Source organism: Achromobacter marplatensis (genome assembly GCF_002209535.1).
GTDB classification, from domain to species: domain Bacteria; phylum Pseudomonadota; class Gammaproteobacteria; order Burkholderiales; family Burkholderiaceae_B; genus Achromobacter; species Achromobacter marplatensis.
Map to the genome: position 1 here is coordinate 1 of NZ_NJIG01000036.1, position 16,157 is coordinate 16,157.

Consider the following 16,157-nt stretch of genomic DNA (forward strand, 5'->3'; position numbering starts at 1 on the left):
CGCCAAGCTCGTCGGCCATGACGCTGGCCCCGTGCGTGCCCCGCTGACCGACCTGACCGGCGAAGAAATGGAAATGCTCAACGCCCTGATCAAGAAGCTCGGCCCCCAGTAAGCCACCGGGCGACACCCCACGCATTCCTGCCCCCGATTCGGGGGCGTTTTTTTCGGAGAATCCTCATGACTTTGACCGGCCAAATGCTGATCGGCGCCACCGCCGTTCTTGGCTCGGGCGCCGCCCAGCACGCCATCAACCCCGCGACGGGCGAACGCCTGGAACCCGGCTTTCCCGCCGGCTCGTCCGACGACGTCGCGCGCGCGGCCGAACTGGCCCGCGCCGCCTTTGACCCCTACCGCGCCGTGCCGCTGGAAACCCGCGCGCAATTCCTGGAGAGCATCGCGGAAGGCATCCTGGCCCTGGGCGACGCACTGATCGAACGCACCCACCAGGAAACCGGTTTGCCCCTGGCCCGCCTGCAAGGCGAACGCGGCCGCACCGTCGGCCAATTGCGCCTGTTCGCCCGCGTGGTCCGCGACGGCTATTTCCTGGACGCCACCATCGACCCCGCCCAGCCCGAGCGCCAACCGCTGCCCCGCGCCGACCTGCGCCTGGCCAACGTGCCGCTGGGCCCCGTGGCGGTCTTCGGCGCCAGCAACTTCCCGCTGGCCTTCTCGGTTGCCGGCGGCGACACGGCGTCGGCGCTTGCGGCCGGTTGCCCCGTCATCGTCAAGGCCCACAACGCCCACCCCGGCGCCTCTGAAATGGTCGGCCGCGTGATCCAGGCGGCCGTGGCCAAGCACGGCCTGCCGGAAGGCACGTTCTCGCTGCTGTTCGGCGCAGGCAGCGAAATCGGCACGGCGCTTGTGACGCACACGGCCATCACCGCCGTCGGCTTCACCGGTTCGCGCCGCGGCGGCCTGGCGCTGGTCGCCGCCGCCAACGCCCGTCCGGTGCCGATTCCCGTCTATGCCGAAATGTCCAGCATCAACCCGGTGTTCCTGATGCCCGCCGCGCTGGAAGCGCGCGCCGAAGCCATTGCCCGCGGCTTCGTCGATTCGCTGGCGATGGGCGTCGGCCAGTTCTGCACCAACCCGGGCCTGGTCATCGGCATTGAAGGCCCCGCCCTGGAACGTTTCCGCCAAGCGGCCGCAGAGGCCGTCCAAGCCAAGGGCGCCGCCACCATGTTGACTCCAGGCATCTTCGCGGCCTACCAGGAAGGCGCCAACGCGCTGGCCAAGCACGCCAACGTCGCCACCCTGGGCCGCGGCGAAGCCTCGAAGCCGGCCGCCAATGCCGCCGGCGCCGTGGTCTTCGGCACGCAGGCCGACCGCTTCCTGGCCTCGCACGAACTGGAAGCCGAGGTCTTCGGCCCGGCCTCGCTGGTCGTCGCGTGCAAGGACCTTGCCCAGATGCGGGCCGTGGCCGAACACCTGGAAGGTCAGCTCACCGCCACGCTATTCGTCGACGACGCCGACGTGGCCTCGGCCCAGGCGCTGCTGCCCGTGCTGGAACGCAAGGCCGGCCGCATCCTGGCCAATGGCTACCCGACGGGCGTGGAAGTCAGCCATGCCATGGTGCACGGCGGCCCCTTCCCCGCCACGTCGAATCCGGCATCGACGTCGGTGGGCGCCACGGCCATCCGCCGCTTCCTGCGCCCGGTCTGCTATCAGGACCTGCCGGACGCGCTGCTGCCGGATGGCGTCAAGCGCGGCAATCCGCTGGACCTGATGCGGATGGTCGATGGCGTGATGACGGCGGGCTGACGCTCGCGTCGTCTCTTGGGAAGGCGTCGCGCCTCGGGCCCCGCTTCAAAGGCCTGAGGCCGGCGCGCCACACTCGATTTCCCCAGGGTTGCCAAGGCGGTCCGCCACGCGCAATAATCTGCCCTCACTTATTAATTGATACGTGTTCGCATTAGCAATGGTGCGGTCCCCTATCGCGAGCGGGCGAGATCGTGAGCGCATCACAAGGTTTGTCCCATGACTTCGAGCACCTGTACGGCAATCACCACAACTGGTTGCTCGCCTGGGTGAACTGGCGTCTGGGCAATGCGGCCGATGCGGCCGACCTGGCGCACGATGCATTCGTCCGCCTGCTGACGCGCCCCTGCCACTTCGAGAACGCGCAGCAGGTCCGCGCATACTTGCGCAAGATGGCCAACGGCATGTGCGTCGACCTTTGGCGGCGGCGCAGCCTGGAGCAGGCGTGGCTGGAAGCCCTTGCCGCCCAGCCCGAGCCCACGGTGGCGTCGGCGGAACAGCAGGCCATGGTGCTTGAGGCCCTGGGTGAAATCGACACCATGCTTCGTGAATTGCCGCCCAAGGTCGCGCACGCCTTCGTCATGGCCGTGGCCTGCGAAATGACGGACAACGAAGTTGCCGCCACGCTGAACGTGTCCTCCCGCATGGTGCGCAAGTACGTGGCGCAGGCCATGCTGTGCTGCATGAAGCTGGAAGCCCGCCTGGCTGCCGGCCAGCCCGAAACGCCCCTCATCGCCCCGGCTTCGGCCCCGCTGGCAACCGCGTCATGACCGCAGCAGCGTTGCAGGAACCCTCGCATCGGGCGATGGAAGAAGCCGCCGAGTGGTATGCGTTGCTGCGCACGGGCCAGGCTTCGGCCGCCGAACAACAGAAATGGAAACAATGGCTGGGCCGGGACGCCGAGCACCGCCAGGCCTGGAGCTATGTCGAACGCATCGACCGCCGCTTCAGTCCGCTGCAATCAAGCCCGGACCGCGAGGCCGCCGTCTCTGCCTTTCACCGCGCGATCAGCGCCGCGCCGCGCCGGCGGCGCCAGGTCTTGCTGGGCCTGGCAGGATCGCTGGGCTTGTCCTGGCTGGGTTGGACCGCCTGGCGCCAGACGCCCTTGTCTGCCCTGGCATCGCTGTGGGGCACGGACTACCAGGCAGGGGTAGGCGAAACGCGCCAGGTTGCGCTGGCTGATGGCACGACGGTCTGGATCAAGGCGCTCAGCGCGTTCAATCAGGCCTACAGCGATACGCAGCGACGCCTGCAACTGGTGACGGGCGAAATACTGATCGATACCGGCAAAGATCCATCGCGCCCCTTCATCGTCGATACGGCGCAGGGCCGGCTACAAGCCTTGGGCACGCGCTTTTCGGTCAGCCAGGGCGATTCCGGAACCCTGGTCGCCGTCTACGAAGGCGCCGTCCGCGTGAATCCCGCACGCTCGGGCGCAAGCGGCATCGTGCCGGCTGGCCAGCAAGCCCGGTTCACTGCTGATACGCTGCAGCCGCTGATGCCGGCCGACCCTGCGCGGGAAAGCTGGCGGCACGGCCTGCTGCTGGCCGACGGCACGCCCTTGGCCAACGTCGTCGCCGAATTGCGCCGTTACCATGCCGGGCACCTGGGCCTGTCGCCCGAGGCCCAGCAATTGCGGGTCTTCGGCAGCTACCCCCTCAACGATGTGGATCGCGCCCTGGACATGCTGGCATCCGTCCTGCCAATCCGGCTGAACCGCCCGCTGCCGTGGTGGGTAAGCATCGCCCCCCGCTAAAAAAAGACACAAATTCGGTTCCGCATTTTGCCGTCTCGTTCGATTTAGGAAAGTGAGCGTCCGAGAGTCCACGCGCCGCACGGCATTTCCGCCCTGGCCGCGCCTCTCGCTTCCTTCCTATCCATTGCACGAGCGCACAGGTTCCGTCATGCCCCATCGTTTCCCGCCCACCCTGCCTCTTCACACGCGGCCCATGGCCTTGCGCGGCCATCGCCAGGGATCCCGCCTGCCACTGGCGCTTGCCCTCGCCCTGTCCGCCCTTTGGGCGTCGGCGCCGCATGCCCAGCCTGCACCGGCCGGGGCCGGGCAAGCCGCCGCGTTGCTGACGTTCGACATGGCCCCTGCCCCCCTGAACCAGGTGCTGACGCGCCTGGCGAATGAGTCGGGAATCTTGCTGGCCGCGCCCAGGGAACTGCTGGCCGGCCGCCAGAGCGGTGGCGTGCGCGGGCGCTATTCTCGTGCGGAGGCCCTGGATCAGGCCCTGGCCGGCACTGGCCTGCGCGCCACGCGCGAAGCCCCGAACCAGTACCGGCTGGTCGCCATACCCGAAACCGGCACCGCCGTGCTCGAGGCCGTGACGGTCACGGGCAGCGCGCTGTCCAGCGGCTTGCCGCCCGTGTACGCCGGCGGCCAGGTGGCAAGCGGCGGGCGCGTCGGCCTGCTGGGCAATCTGAGCGACCTGGACACGCCCTTCAGCGCCACGCAATACACGGCCAAATTGATCGAAGACCAGCAGGCGCAGAACATCGGCGATGTGCTGGTCAACGATCCCTCGGTGCGCAATACCTATTCGCGCGGCGCCGGGCGCGACGAATTCAATATCCGCGGCTTCTCGCTCTTCAACTACGACGTGTCATTCAATGGCCTCTACGGCGTGTCGCCGCGCAACGCAAGCTCGTTGATCGGCGTGGAACGCGTGGAAGTCCTGCGCGGGCCGAACGCTCTGCTCAATGGCATGGCGCCTTACGGCTCGGTAGGCGGCGCGATCAATCTCGTGCCCAAGCGCGCGGGCCCCGATCCGCTGAACCGCTATACGCTGACCTACATCGGCGACTCCCAATTCGGCGTCCACGCCGACCTGGCCCGCCGCTACGGCGAGAGCCAGGAATGGGGCGTGCGCCTGAACGTGGCCGGCAGCGGCGGCGACCTGCCCCAGGACGGTTCCAAGGAAGACCTGGGCGCGGTGGCCCTGGGCCTGGATTACCAGAGCGAGCGCTTCCGCCTTGAAGGCGACATCAACTACCAGAACCGCACGACCGATGCGCGCAGCGGGCTGCTGTTCCCGCCGGAACCCGGCACCGACATCGGCCGGGCGCCCGATGCGCGCCGGAATTTCTTCCCGTCATGGACCTACTGGAAGACCAAGGAATGGTCGGGCGCCGTCAGGGCCGAATTCGACGTGACGCCGGACTGGACGGTGTATGGCGCCGTGGGCGCGCGCAAGCACGACTTCGAAAGCATGCAGACCAGCTGGCTGATGCTGGACGGCGAAGGCGATATCGGCGCCGTGCCCGCCCGCCTGAACGAGTCGCTGCTCAGCAAGACGGGCGAAGTGGGCGTGCGCGGCCGGTTCAATACCGGCCCGGTCAAGCACGAGCCGTCGCTGTCGGCCAGCGCCCTGGCCATCGACTATTCCTCTGCGCGGATCCGCTCAAGCACCATCTTCTCCAACCTGTACCACCCCGCCGACTTGCCGAAACCGGACATCGCCCGGCCGGACGATTTGCCCAAGACCAGCGAATCGCGCCTATACAGCGTTGCGCTGGCCGACAAGCTCTCATTCGCCGAAGACCGCGTCCAGGTCATCGCGGGCGTCCGGCACCAGCGGATCGAATCCACCAACTTTGACGCCGCCACCGGCCGCACGTCTTCGGACTACGCCAAGTCCGCCGTCACGCCGGCGTTCGCGTTGACGGTGCGGCCCACGCAACGGCTGTCGCTGTATGGCAACTACATCGAAGGCCTGAGCCAGGGCGGCACGGCGCCCGAAGGCGCCGTGAACGCGGGAGAAATGTTCCCGCCGGAAATCGCCAAGCAATTCGAGGTGGGCGGCAAGTACGACTTCGGCGATTTCTTCACTACGCTCAGCGCATTCCAGATCGAAAAGCCCAGCAGCTACCTGGACCCGGCAAGCCGCCGTTATGTGTCCGACGGCCAGCAACGCAACCGCGGCCTGGAATTCCTGGTGCAGGGCGACGCCGCGCGCGGCGTGCGCCTCTTGGGCGGGGTGGCGTACACCGACGGGCGCCTGACGCGCACCGAAGGCGGCATCAACGACGGCAATGTGGCCCCGGCGGTGCCGCGCTTCCAATTCAATGCGGCGGCGGAATGGGACACCCCCTTCCTGCCTGGCCTGACCTTGACGGCGCGGATGTTGCGGACCAGCCGGCAATATGTCGACGTCGGCAATACGCAGCAGATCCCGGGTTGGACCCGTTTCGACGTGGGCGCGCGGTATGCGTTCAAGGCCAACGGCACGCCGATGGTCGTGCGCGCCACGGTGGAAAACGTGTTCAACAAGAACTACTGGCAATCCGCCGCGCGTGAAGGTCTGACGGTCGGCGCGCCCATGACGGTGCTGCTGTCGGTTTCCGCGGACTTTTGATCCCCGTCGGAAACCGGCCCGCCGCGCGCCTAGCCGCCAGCACGCGGGGCTTCGCGCGGCAGGTCCACCCGGAAATGGGTCAAGCCGTCGCGCGACTCCGCGCTGATGCGTCCGCCGTGGCTCAGCACGATCTGCTGCGCGATGAACAGTCCCAGGCCCAGGCCCTTGTGGCCTTCGGCGCGGCGCTCGCCGCCCCGGAACGGGTTGAACAGGTGCGGCAGCAGCGCCGGGGGAATGCTGCCCCCGTTGGTGACCGTGACCGCGACCCGGTCCGCCGCGGTCCCGTCCGCGTTGACCCGCACGGGCACGTCGCGGCTGCCATGGTGCAACGCGTTGCCGACCAAGTTCGTGAGGACCTGGCACAGGCGCTCCGCATCCCAGGCGCCGCCCAGGTCCCCGTCGCATTCGCATTCGATCTGGCGGTCGGGGTAGCCGGTCTGCAGTTCGTCGACGGTACGCTGCAGCAAGGCGTCCAGCCCGGTCCATGCCGGCTCAAGCGTCAAGCCGCCCGCCTGCCGGATGCGGGTCACATCCAGCAGGTCGTCAATCAGGCGGGCCATGCGCTCACTGCTTTGCAGCATGCGCTGGGCCAGGCTGGCCACGCGCGCATCATCGTTCTGGCGCTGCAGCAACGACGCCCCCATCACGATGGACTGCAGCGGCGTGCGCAGATCGTGGCTTAGCACGGCCATGAACATCTCGTTGATCCGCAAGGCTTCCGTGCGCTCTTCCAACTGCATGGCCAGCGCCCGCTTGCGTTCATGCAGTTCAAAGAACACGTTCGCCTTCATGCTCAGCATGTGCGGGTCGATGGGCTTGTACAGGAAATCCACGGCGCCGCTCTCGTAGCCGCGGAACTGCCAGTTCTGCTCGCGCGACCCGGCGGTCATGAAAATCAGCGGGATATGGCGCGTGCGTTCGCTGCCACGGATCAGTTCGGCCAATTCAAAGCCGTTCATGTCGGGCATTTGCACATCCAGCAGCGCCAGCGCCACATCGCCATGATGCAGCAGCAGTTCCAGCGCTTCTGGCCCGGATTGCGCTTTCAGCACTTCTACCCGGCCGCTTTCCAGCAGCGCTTCCAGCGCGATCAGGTTTTCCGGAACGTCATCGACAAGCAGGCACTTGATGCGGTCTTCTTGTGGTTTGGCGGAGGTCAGGAACATGGTGTCGGAAGGTTGGGGTTACGGCAGGCGCAACGTGCGCAGTTGGGAAAACAGGTTGGCGATCTCGTCGGGCGTCAGGGCGTCGTGCGCCGGCTGCCGCGCCAGGGCGGCCTCGGGCATGGTGGGCATGGCGGCGCTGGACGGCGCCTGCACGATCGTGCGTCCGCCTGCGGCGTGTATCGCCGCCAGGCCGGCGGCGCCGTCCTCGTTGGCGCCGGAAAGCAGCACGCCCAGCAGTTTCTCGCCATAGCTATCGGCGGCGGACTCGAACAGCACGTCAATCGATGGCCGGGAAAAATACACCGGCGCGCCCACCGACAGCGCCAGCCGGGGCCCCTGGTCCACCAGCAAGTGGTAGTCCGGCGGCGCAAAATACAGATGGCCGGGGCGTATCCACAGTTGGTCTTCGGCTTCCTGCACGAGCAAGGCGCAGCGCTCGCGAAAAATATCGACCAGGAGGCTGCGGCGGTCGCGCGGCAGGTGCAGCACTACCACCACCGCCGCGTCCAGGCCGGCCGGCAAGGCGGGCAGCAGCGTGTTCAACGCATCGATGGCGCCGGACGATCCGCCGATGACGATCGCCTCCCACGGGCAGGCGGCCGCCGGCGCACGGGCAGCGGATTCACCTGCGCTCATCGCCCCGCCTTCTTGCGGTAGATGCGGTCTTCCAGCACGAAATCGTCGAAGTTGCCGGCCTGCGCCGAAAACCGCAGCGATTCCCGCGAGCCCAGACCCAGGAAGCCGCGATGGACCAGCGCGTCGTGGAACAGGCCCAGTGCGCGGTTTTGCAGATCGCGTTCGAAATAGATCAGGACGTTGCGGCAGGAGATCAGGTGGACCTCCGCGAACACGCTGTCGGTCGCCAGGCTGTGGTCGGAAAAGACCATGTGTTCGCGCAGCCGCTGGTCGAACACCACCCGCCCGTACCGGGCGGTGTAGTAGTCGGACAGCGAGCTGCGGCCGCCGGAGCGGGCGTGGTTCGCACTGAAGGCGGCCACGCGGTCCAGGTCGAAGACGCCCTGCTCCGCCGTGCGCAGCGCGTGCGGATTGATGTCGGTGGCATAGATCAGCGCGCGCTCAAGCAGGCCCTCTTCGGCCAGCAGGATGGCAAGCGAATAGACCTCTTCGCCGGCGCTGCACCCGGCAACCCACACCTTGATCGACGGATAGGTGCGCAGAATCGGCACCACCTCGTTGCGCAGCGCCAGGAAATAGCTTGGATCGCGGAACATGTCGCTGACCTGAACCGTCAGGAACTGCAGCAACGCGGTGAACACCGCCGGCTCATGCAGCACGCGGTCCTGCAGTTGCGACAGCGTCTTGCAGCCGAATTGCGTCAGCGCGCTTTGCAGGCGCCGCTTGATCGACGCCTGCGCGTACTCGCGAAAGTCGTAGTGGTAATGGTGATAGATCGCGTCGAGCAACAGCCGTTGCTCGATATCTGCGGTGCGCGCTTTGGCGGTGGATGGCATGACGGTCTTCAACAAAGGGTGGCGCGAACGCCTTTAGCTGCGCATCCAGACCCGCACCAGGGACAACAGGCGCTCCACGTCCAGCGGCTTGGCGATGTAGTCGTTGGCGCCGGCGGCCAGGCATTTCTCCTGGTCGTCCTTCATGGCCTTGGCGGTCAGCGCGATGATCGGCAGGCGGCGCCACTCGGGCCGCTTGCGTATCTCGCGCATGGCCGTGTAGCCGTCCATCTCGGGCATCATGATGTCCATCAGCACCAGGTCGATCACCGGCTGGCCGTCCGCTCCCGCCCTGCCCAGCACGTCAAGCGCTTCACGGCCGTTGCGGGCGATCTCCACGCGCACGCCGGTCGGCTCCAGGATGCTGGACAACGCGAACACGTTGCGCACGTCGTCTTCCACCACCAATACGGTACGGCCTTCCAGCGCTGAATCGCGGCTGCGGGCCAGCTCCAGCATCTGGCGCTGCTCAGGCGGCAGTTCGGCTTCCACCTGGTGCAGGAACAGCGTCACCTCGTCCAGCAGCCGTTCGGGCGAGCGCGCGTCCTTGATGATGATGGACTTCGAGAAGCGGCGCAGGTGCTGCTCTTCGTCGCGCGACAGCGCGCGGCCGGTATAGACGATGACCGGCGGGAACGACACGCCCTCCTGCTCGGTCATCTGCTGCAGCAGCTCGTAGCCGCTCATGTCGGGCAGGTTCAGGTCCATGACGACGCAGTCGAACGTCGTCTCGCGCAGCAGTGCCAACGCGGCCGCCGCGGTGGCCGCCGGCGCGATCTCGACGTCGTTGCGCGCCAGCAGCTGGCGCACGCTCTCGCGCTGGCGGTCGTCATCCTCGACCACCAGCACATGGCGCACGTGCCGGGTGAACTTCGCTTCCAGGCGCTGCAAGGCGTGGACCAGTTCTTCGCGCTTGACGGGCTTCAGTGCGTAGCCGGCGGCGCCGCGCCCCATGGCCTCGCGCGCGTAATCGGCCACCGACACCACATGGACCGGAATGTGGCGGGTCTGCGGGTTGCGCTTGAGCTGATCCAGGACGCCCAGCCCGGAGAAATCGGGCAGGTTGATGTCCAGCACGATGGCGTTGGGACGTTCGCGCGTCGCCAGTTCCAGACCGTCCGTCGCGGTGTGGGCCACGAAACAGCCAAAGCCCATCTCGCGCGCCAGGTCCGAAAGAATGCCGGCAAAGCGCTCGTCGTCTTCGATGACGAGAATGCTGCGCTCCGGCTCCGGACCCGACGGGGCGGCTGCCTTGGGCGCAGGCGCGGCAGGCGCGTCGCGGCGAGGAACGACAGGCGCCGTCTTCGGCAGCATGAAGGGCGTGGCCGGGGCCGCGCCGCTCTGAGCGCCCGGCACCGACGGCGTCTCTTCCAGCCGCACAGGCACCTCCAGCGTGAACACGCTGCCTTGGCCCGGCGTGCTGGTCACGGACAGGCTGCCGCCCAGCAACGTGGCCAGATCGCGTGAGATCGACAGCCCCAGGCCCGTGCCGCCGAACTTGCGGTGCGTGCTGCCGTCGGCCTGGCGAAACGCCTCGAAAATCAGTTCCTGCTGATCGGCCGGCACACCGATGCCGGTGTCTTGCACGGCGAACGCCACCCGGTCCCGTGCCACGCGCGACACCCGCAGGGCGACCGTGCCGCGCTGCGTGAACTTGAGGGCGTTGGACAGCAGGTTCTTCAGCACCTGCCCCAGGCGTTGTGCATCGGTATGCAGGGAGGCCGGCACGGCCGGATCGATATCCAGTTCCAGCGCCAGTCCTTTGTCCAGCGCCATCGGCCGCAGCGGCTCCAGCAGGCGCTGCAGCATCGGCGCAACGGCCACCTGCTCGACTTCCACGGTGGCCTGTCCGGCTTCGATCTTGGACAGATCAAGAATGTCGTTGATCAGCGTCAGCAGGTCGCTGCCGGCGGAATAAATCGTCTGTGCGTACTTGACCTGCTCGGCGCTCAGGTTGCCCGGCTTGTTGTCCGACAGCAGCTTGGCCAGGATCAATGTCGAATTCAGGGGCGTGCGCAGTTCGTGGCTCATGTTGGCCAGGAACTCGCTCTTGAACTGGCTGGCCTGCGACAGTTGGCGGGCCTTCTCCGTCAGTGCGTCCTGCACTCGCAGCAACTGGTCGGCCTGCGATTCCAGGTTGGCGTTGGTCTGCTCCAACTCGGTCTGCTGCAGTTCCATGCGCGCCTGCGATTCCTGCAGGATGCGGCTCTGCTGCTCAAGCTCTTCGTTGCTGACGCGCAGCTCTTCCTGCTGGGTCTGCAGTTCTTCTGCCTGGCGCTGCGTTTCCTCCAGCAGCGCCTCCAGGCGGCTGCGGTCCTGGCCCGAACGGATCGCCGAGGCCAGCATCTCCGAGGCGCCTTCCAGCAGGTTTCGCTCGCTTTCGCTCACCGGGTGGTTGAAGCCCAGCTCGAGCACGGCATATACCCGGCCGTTCTGGATGGCCGGCGCCAGGACGAGTTCGGCGGGATCGGAACGCCCCGTGGCGGAGGCGACTTCAAGGTGCCCCGCCGGCACATTGCGCACATGCAGCAATCTGCGCGACGTGACGGCCTGCCCGGCCAAGCCTTCGGCGGACTGGAGCTTGCGCGCCAGGCGCTCGGGCGGCAACGCAAAGCCGCCGAAAAGCTCCAGTTCACCCGTGCTGCGCTCGACCACGTAGCCCGCGCCCACGTCGGCGCCCAGATACTCGGCCAGATAATCCAGCGCGCGCTTGCCGATCTCGTCCAGGCGGTGATCCCCCTGCAGGCGCAGGCTCAGTCCCGACAGGCCGGCCGTCACCCAGGATTGGCGCGCCTTCGCGCGATACTCCCGCACCGTCATGCCGGCCGACGCCAGGATCAGCACCAGCAACAGCAGCGAACCGCCCCATGAGTAATAGGTCGACGTGGCGGCGGCCGCCGCCCAGGCGTCTTTGCCTTCGGCCAGTTCGTCCATCTGCCGCGAATACAGGTCGCCCACCAGGTCGCGCAAGCGGTCCATCGCCTCTTTGCCCGAATCGGTACGCACCACGGCCATCGCGCCTTCCACGTTGCCGGCCTTGCGCATCTCGACGGTCTCGTGCAGTTCCGCCAGCTTTTGCCGCGTGATGCCCTCGATGTCGCTGACGATGCGGCGTTGTGCCGAATCGTTGGACGTAGCCTCTTTCACCAGCGCAAGGCGCTGATCGATCAGCCTCAACGAGCGCAGGTACGGCTGCAGGTAGGTCACGTCGCCGGTAAGCAGATAGCCTCTCTGCCCGATCTCGGCATCCTTCAGCGCCGAATTGAACAGGCTCAACTGGCGCAACGTCTCGGTCGTGCGGTCCACGGCCTTGACCGCTTGCATGCGCGTGTCGGCCGAGCGGACGTTGACGAAGGCGATGACCAGCGTGGCCAGGGCCGCCGTCACGAACCCGGCTAATAGCGTCCGGGGAAAGGCATAGCGGTTGGCAGGCTGCGACGACGATTTCGGCATGGTAGCGGGTGACGGATTCAATGTAGGGGAGCATGGCCCAGCGGTGCGACAAGGCGGGCGCCGGGATGAACCGGGCGCAGTCGCTGCTATTGGCCTAAGCGCTGGACTATACATGGTTTGGCGGCGGGGGAAAGGGACCCGCCTCCCCGCAATCCGATCAGGCGCCCGCCGCCGAATCTGGGTAAAGTCAGCCTGGCGCAATGATCCCGGAAACCCCGCACGGGACGCGATACCCCGAACCCATGGCCGACCTTTCCTCCTCTCCCATCGTTGTGGTTCTTGCCGCTGGCGCCGGACGCCGCTTCCGCGAGGCCGGCGGCACCGGCAGCAAGCTTCACGCCCATCTGCTGGGCCGCCCGGTGCTGGACTGGACGCTGGCCGCCGTGCGCGCCAGCGGCTTGCCGTGGGAGCTGGTGGAACGGCCCGAGCACGAACCCGACGCCTACGGCATGGGCGACTCCATCGCGCGTGGCGTGGCCCGTCGGCCGGATGCGCCCGGTTGGCTGATCCTGCCCGGCGACCTGCCCCTGATCGAACCCGCCAGCCTGATCAACATCGCCCAGTCGTTGCGCGACGCGTCCCTTGCCGAACCCTGGGCGGTAGTGCGGCCGCTAGTGGCCATGCCGGACGGCACGACCCAACCCGGCCACCCGGTGGGCTTCGGACCCGCCTGGCAAGACGCGTTGCGGGGCCTGCGCGGGGAGTCCGGCGCGATGCCGCTCGTTCGCCAAGCCGGCCAACGAGGCACGATGCACCCGCTGCCGTCCGACGACGCGGGATGCGTCCAGGACATCGATCATCCCGACGACATCCTCCGGGCGGAAAAGGCGCTGCAAAGCCGGCTTGGCTGACGCCAACGGCAACACCCGAACCAAAGCCGGAACCGAGACCGAAGCCAATCTGGCCTGCGCCCGGCCGCGCGTCCTATCCCTCGTGGCGCCCCGTCGACTCGCGGTCGCGCTCGTACCGGCGATCAAGCGGAAACGGCGGCAGCCAGGACTCCCTGCGGATGATCCAGCTTTCATAAGTAGGCGTCAGTTGGTCTGGCGCGTCCAGCGACCCCAGGTTCACCTCGACCTCGTCGTCGGTGCGCCCGAACAACGTCGACCCACAACGGGGGCAGAAATACCGGCCGGCATAATCGCGCGTTTCACCGTCGATCGTCACGGCATCTTGAGGGAATATCGCCGAAGCGTGAAATAGCGCCCCATGGGTCTTGCGGCAATCCATGCAGTGGCACAGGCCCACCCGGTACGGCTGCCCCAACGCCACGATCTTCACGTCGCCGCAAAGACAACTGCCTGTAAACCGTTCCATGCTGTATCTCCTCTCCAAGTCAAAGGGACCGTCGCTGAGGGCAAGCGGATTACGTGAATCAGGGTGGACAACATCATCACCCTTGAAAGTATTCGCCAAGCCTAATGGCCTATGGTCAAGGCTGACGAACGGCATCGCCGAAGGTTGCGTTCCGGCAGGCCCCTTCTGCAGACAGTCTATCGCTCCTACCTGTGCCGATTTTTGCACTTGATAAAAATTCGTTTATAGACGAAACTCGCTATGTACCGAATCGAACATTACCTGACACCTCGCGGGCTCAGGGATACCTATGTCGACTGGCTGCGCGGCCTACGTGACGTTCGCGCCAAAGTCGCCATTGCGCAGAGGGTCTTCCGCATCGAACGCGGCAACTTTGGCGATCATCGATTTTGCCGCGAGGGCGTCTGGGAAATGCGTGTGCATGTTGGTCCCGGCTACCGCGTGTACTACGCTTTTTCCGGCCGGCGTGTGGTGCTGCTGCTGGGAGGTGGAGACAAGCGTACGCAGGATTCCGATATCGACCGCGCGGTGGACTATTGGCAGGATTGGCAACGGAGATCAGATGATGAGAAGCAGATCCCATGACGAAGCGATGGCGGAGGTGTATCGCAATGATCCCGCTTTCGCGTTGGAGCTCATGAACACCATCTTGAACGACGGCGACCAAGCCGACCTGCTGGTCATGCTTCGGCAACTGGCGCAAGCGTTCGGCGGGATTCAGGCGGTTGCCGCGCAAGCGCACTTGAACCCCACGCAGCTGTACCGCACGCTATCGCCGAAAGGCAACCCGTCTCTGAGCAGCCTTGCAGCCATCCTCAAAGCGATGGGCTTGCGGCTGGCCGTGCAGCCACTTGCGCCTCTCACGCCTGGCAACACCTAAGCCCCGGGAATCGGCGGCGGCGCGACACGGCCCGGCGCCGCGCGCCGCGTCTTCACTGCACCCGCAGTTTCCCGTCCGCGATGATCTTCGCCCATTTGGCTTGCTCGCCGGTCTGAAACGCCGTGAACTCCGCGGGCGTATTCGGCGTATAGGCCAGGCCCAGGCCCTTCATCTTGCCGTTGACGTCCGGCTTGGCGATGATGGCGGCGATGGCCTTGTTCAGGCGGTCGACCACAGCCGGCGGCGTGTTGGCCGGCGCGTAGATGGCTTGCCAACTGCTGACGTCGAAGCCGGCGACGCCTGCCTCCTGCATCGTCGGCACATCGGGCATCACCTCGGTGCGCTTGGCCGACGTGACCGCCAATGCGCGCACCTTGCCGCTCTGCACGTAAGGCAGCGCCACCAGCGCCGTTTCGAACGAGCTGGGAATCTGCCCGCCGATCAGGTCCTGGATGGCGGGCGCGCTGCCGCGGTACGGCACGTGCGTCAGATGGGCGCCCGTCAATTGCTTGAAGACTTCGCCCGACAGGTGCTGGGACGTCCCCTGCCCGGCCGAGCCGAAGGCGATCGTGTCCGGATTGGCCTTGCCCGCAGCCACCACGTCCTGCACGGACTTGTACGGCTGGTTCGCGCCCACCAGCAGCACGTTCGAAATGCTGCCCAACAGGATGACGGGCGCGAAGTCCTTGGCCGCGTTGTAGTTGATGCCCGGCAACAGCGACGGGTTGATCGCATGGGTGGCGATCGTGCCCAGCAGCAAGGTATAGCCATCAGGCTTGGCGCGCGCCACGGCGTCCGCGCCCAGCACGCCTCCCGCGCCGCCCTTGTTTTCCACCAGCACGGTCTGGCTCAGGTTGGCGCCCAGTTCCTGGGCGATCAGGCGGCCCAGGATGTCCGAGGTGCCGCCGGGGGCAAACGGCACCACCAGCGTAATGGGTTTGGCCTTGGGCCAATCGTCGGCGGCATGGGCGCTGGCGGCGCCCAAGGTGGTCAGCGCCAGAACGGCGAAGGTGCGACGCAGCAGGGGGAATGCCTTCAAGCTTGTCTCCTGAAAGTAGGAATGGTTTTATATCTTGTACGTTGTCGTACGACTTTCGGAGAAAGAGAGTACTTTCATCCCGCCCGCGGTTCAATCTAGGGTAATTCCGAATTTGTCAGGCGAAGCGCGCTGCGTTGGTAGGCAGAAATGCCAGGATTTCCAGACCTATTGCTCGCTTCAGTTGTATGTTGTACGATGACATACATCTACTGATTAACCGCAGCAACTGCGCGGTTCCGGCCCCGTTCTTTTTCGCTTTCCCTCTTTACCCATTCCCTTTTAATGGATGACAGGCATGACGACTCCCCAGGAACTCAAGGAAATCGTATCGGAAGGGCTGCTGTCCTTCCCCGTGACGGACTTTGACCAGAACGGCGATTTCAACGCCAAGACCTACGCCGCCCGCCTCGAATGGCTGGCCCCGTACGGCGCCACCGCCCTCTTCGCCGCAGGCGGCACCGGCGAGTTCTTCTCCCTGGCTCCCCAGGAGTATTCGGACGTCGTGCGCACCGCCGTGCAGACCTGCGCCGGCAAGGTGCCGATCCTGGCAGGCGCAGGCGGCCCCACCCGCACCGCCATCGCCTACGCCCAGGAAGCCGAGCGCCAAGGCGCCAAGGGCATCCTGCTGCTGCCCCACTACCTGACCGAAGCCTCGCAGGACGGCATCGCCGCCCACGTCGAACAGGTCTGCAAGTCGGTCAAGATCGGCGTCAT

General features: G+C 66.4%; 14 protein-coding genes and 1 pseudogene. 9 read left to right on the forward strand and 6 right to left on the reverse strand.

All coding sequences use genetic code 11. From position 1 onward, the window contains the following. From CEY09_RS32110 to CEY09_RS31500, 5 genes and pseudogenes are all read left to right on the forward strand, one after another. A pseudogene (locus CEY09_RS32110) lies at positions 1–112 on the forward strand (5-dehydro-4-deoxyglucarate dehydratase); the annotation flags it as partial. A gap of 65 nt (positions 113–177) precedes the next feature. Next, positions 178–1,761 (forward strand): aldehyde dehydrogenase (NADP(+)), encoded by a 1,584-nt coding sequence (locus CEY09_RS31485; protein ID WP_088591640.1) that lies wholly within the window; start codon positions 178–180, stop codon positions 1,759–1,761. A gap of 188 nt (positions 1,762–1,949) precedes the next feature. Further along, on the forward strand, positions 1,950–2,528 hold the full coding sequence (locus CEY09_RS31490) for a sigma-70 family RNA polymerase sigma factor (RefSeq protein WP_377785516.1): 579 nt from the start codon (positions 1,950–1,952) through the stop codon (positions 2,526–2,528). After that, the gene (locus tag CEY09_RS31495; RefSeq protein WP_167390194.1) at positions 2,525–3,514 is read left to right on the forward strand and encodes a FecR family protein; all 990 of its coding nucleotides are present in this window, start codon (positions 2,525–2,527) and stop codon (positions 3,512–3,514) included. Before CEY09_RS31490 ends, CEY09_RS31495 begins: the two co-directional genes overlap by 4 nt. A gap of 148 nt (positions 3,515–3,662) precedes the next feature. Next, positions 3,663–6,119: a TonB-dependent receptor gene (locus CEY09_RS31500; protein WP_377785513.1), complete on the forward strand. Its 2,457-nt coding sequence runs from the start codon at positions 3,663–3,665 to the stop codon at positions 6,117–6,119. Positions 6,120–6,148: 29 nt separating this feature from the next. On the opposite strand, the gene CEY09_RS31505 is transcribed toward CEY09_RS31500, so the two are convergent. The 4 genes from CEY09_RS31505 to CEY09_RS31520 are packed head-to-tail and all read right to left on the reverse strand — an operon-like array spanning position 6,149 to position 12,207. Next, positions 6,149–7,285, reverse strand: a complete 1,137-nt coding sequence (locus tag CEY09_RS31505; RefSeq protein WP_088591644.1) for a hybrid sensor histidine kinase/response regulator — start codon at positions 7,283–7,285, stop codon at positions 6,149–6,151. A gap of 18 nt (positions 7,286–7,303) precedes the next feature. Continuing rightward, positions 7,304–7,921, reverse strand: coding sequence for a chemotaxis protein CheB (locus CEY09_RS31510; RefSeq protein ID WP_088591645.1), 618 nt, complete (start codon positions 7,919–7,921; stop codon positions 7,304–7,306). Continuing rightward, positions 7,918–8,757 carry a CheR family methyltransferase gene (locus tag CEY09_RS31515; RefSeq protein ID WP_088591651.1) on the reverse strand — a complete coding sequence of 280 codons (840 nt, stop codon included), beginning with the start codon at positions 8,755–8,757 and terminating at the stop codon, positions 7,918–7,920. The genes CEY09_RS31510 and CEY09_RS31515 overlap by 4 nt, the downstream gene beginning before the upstream one ends. A 33-nt stretch (positions 8,758–8,790) precedes the next feature. Further along, positions 8,791–12,207, reverse strand: coding sequence for a response regulator (locus CEY09_RS31520; protein ID WP_088591646.1), 3,417 nt, complete (start codon positions 12,205–12,207; stop codon positions 8,791–8,793). Between the two features lie 242 nt (positions 12,208–12,449). On the opposite strand from CEY09_RS31520, the gene CEY09_RS31525 reads away from it, so the two are divergent. After that, positions 12,450–13,058 carry a nucleotidyltransferase family protein gene (locus CEY09_RS31525; protein WP_088591647.1) on the forward strand — a complete coding sequence of 203 codons (609 nt, stop codon included), beginning with the start codon at positions 12,450–12,452 and terminating at the stop codon, positions 13,056–13,058. 73 nt (positions 13,059–13,131) lie between these two features. Here the strand turns inward: CEY09_RS31525 and CEY09_RS31530 are convergent, their stop codons facing one another. After that, positions 13,132–13,524: a GFA family protein gene (locus CEY09_RS31530; protein ID WP_006223012.1), complete on the reverse strand. Its 393-nt coding sequence runs from the start codon at positions 13,522–13,524 to the stop codon at positions 13,132–13,134. Positions 13,525–13,764: 240 nt separating this feature from the next. Here CEY09_RS31530 and CEY09_RS31535 point away from each other — a divergent pair, with 240 nt between their 5' ends. Together CEY09_RS31535 and CEY09_RS31540 are read left to right on the forward strand one after the other, a co-directional pair. After that, a complete protein-coding gene (locus CEY09_RS31535) occupies positions 13,765–14,109 on the forward strand; it encodes a type II toxin-antitoxin system RelE/ParE family toxin (protein ID WP_088591648.1) in 345 nt (114 codons plus the stop codon). Next, positions 14,090–14,404 carry a helix-turn-helix domain-containing transcriptional regulator gene (locus CEY09_RS31540; protein ID WP_088591649.1) on the forward strand — a complete coding sequence of 105 codons (315 nt, stop codon included), beginning with the start codon at positions 14,090–14,092 and terminating at the stop codon, positions 14,402–14,404. The genes CEY09_RS31535 and CEY09_RS31540 overlap by 20 nt, the downstream gene beginning before the upstream one ends. Positions 14,405–14,456: 52 nt before the next feature. On the opposite strand, the gene CEY09_RS31545 is transcribed toward CEY09_RS31540, so the two are convergent. Then, positions 14,457–15,443 carry a Bug family tripartite tricarboxylate transporter substrate binding protein gene (locus CEY09_RS31545; protein ID WP_088591650.1) on the reverse strand — a complete coding sequence of 329 codons (987 nt, stop codon included), beginning with the start codon at positions 15,441–15,443 and terminating at the stop codon, positions 14,457–14,459. A 295-nt stretch (positions 15,444–15,738) separates the two neighbouring features. Between CEY09_RS31545 and CEY09_RS31550 the strand changes: the two genes are divergently transcribed. After that, positions 15,739–16,157 (forward strand): dihydrodipicolinate synthase family protein (locus CEY09_RS31550; protein WP_208625039.1); only part of this gene is annotated, 419 nt, incomplete at its 3' end.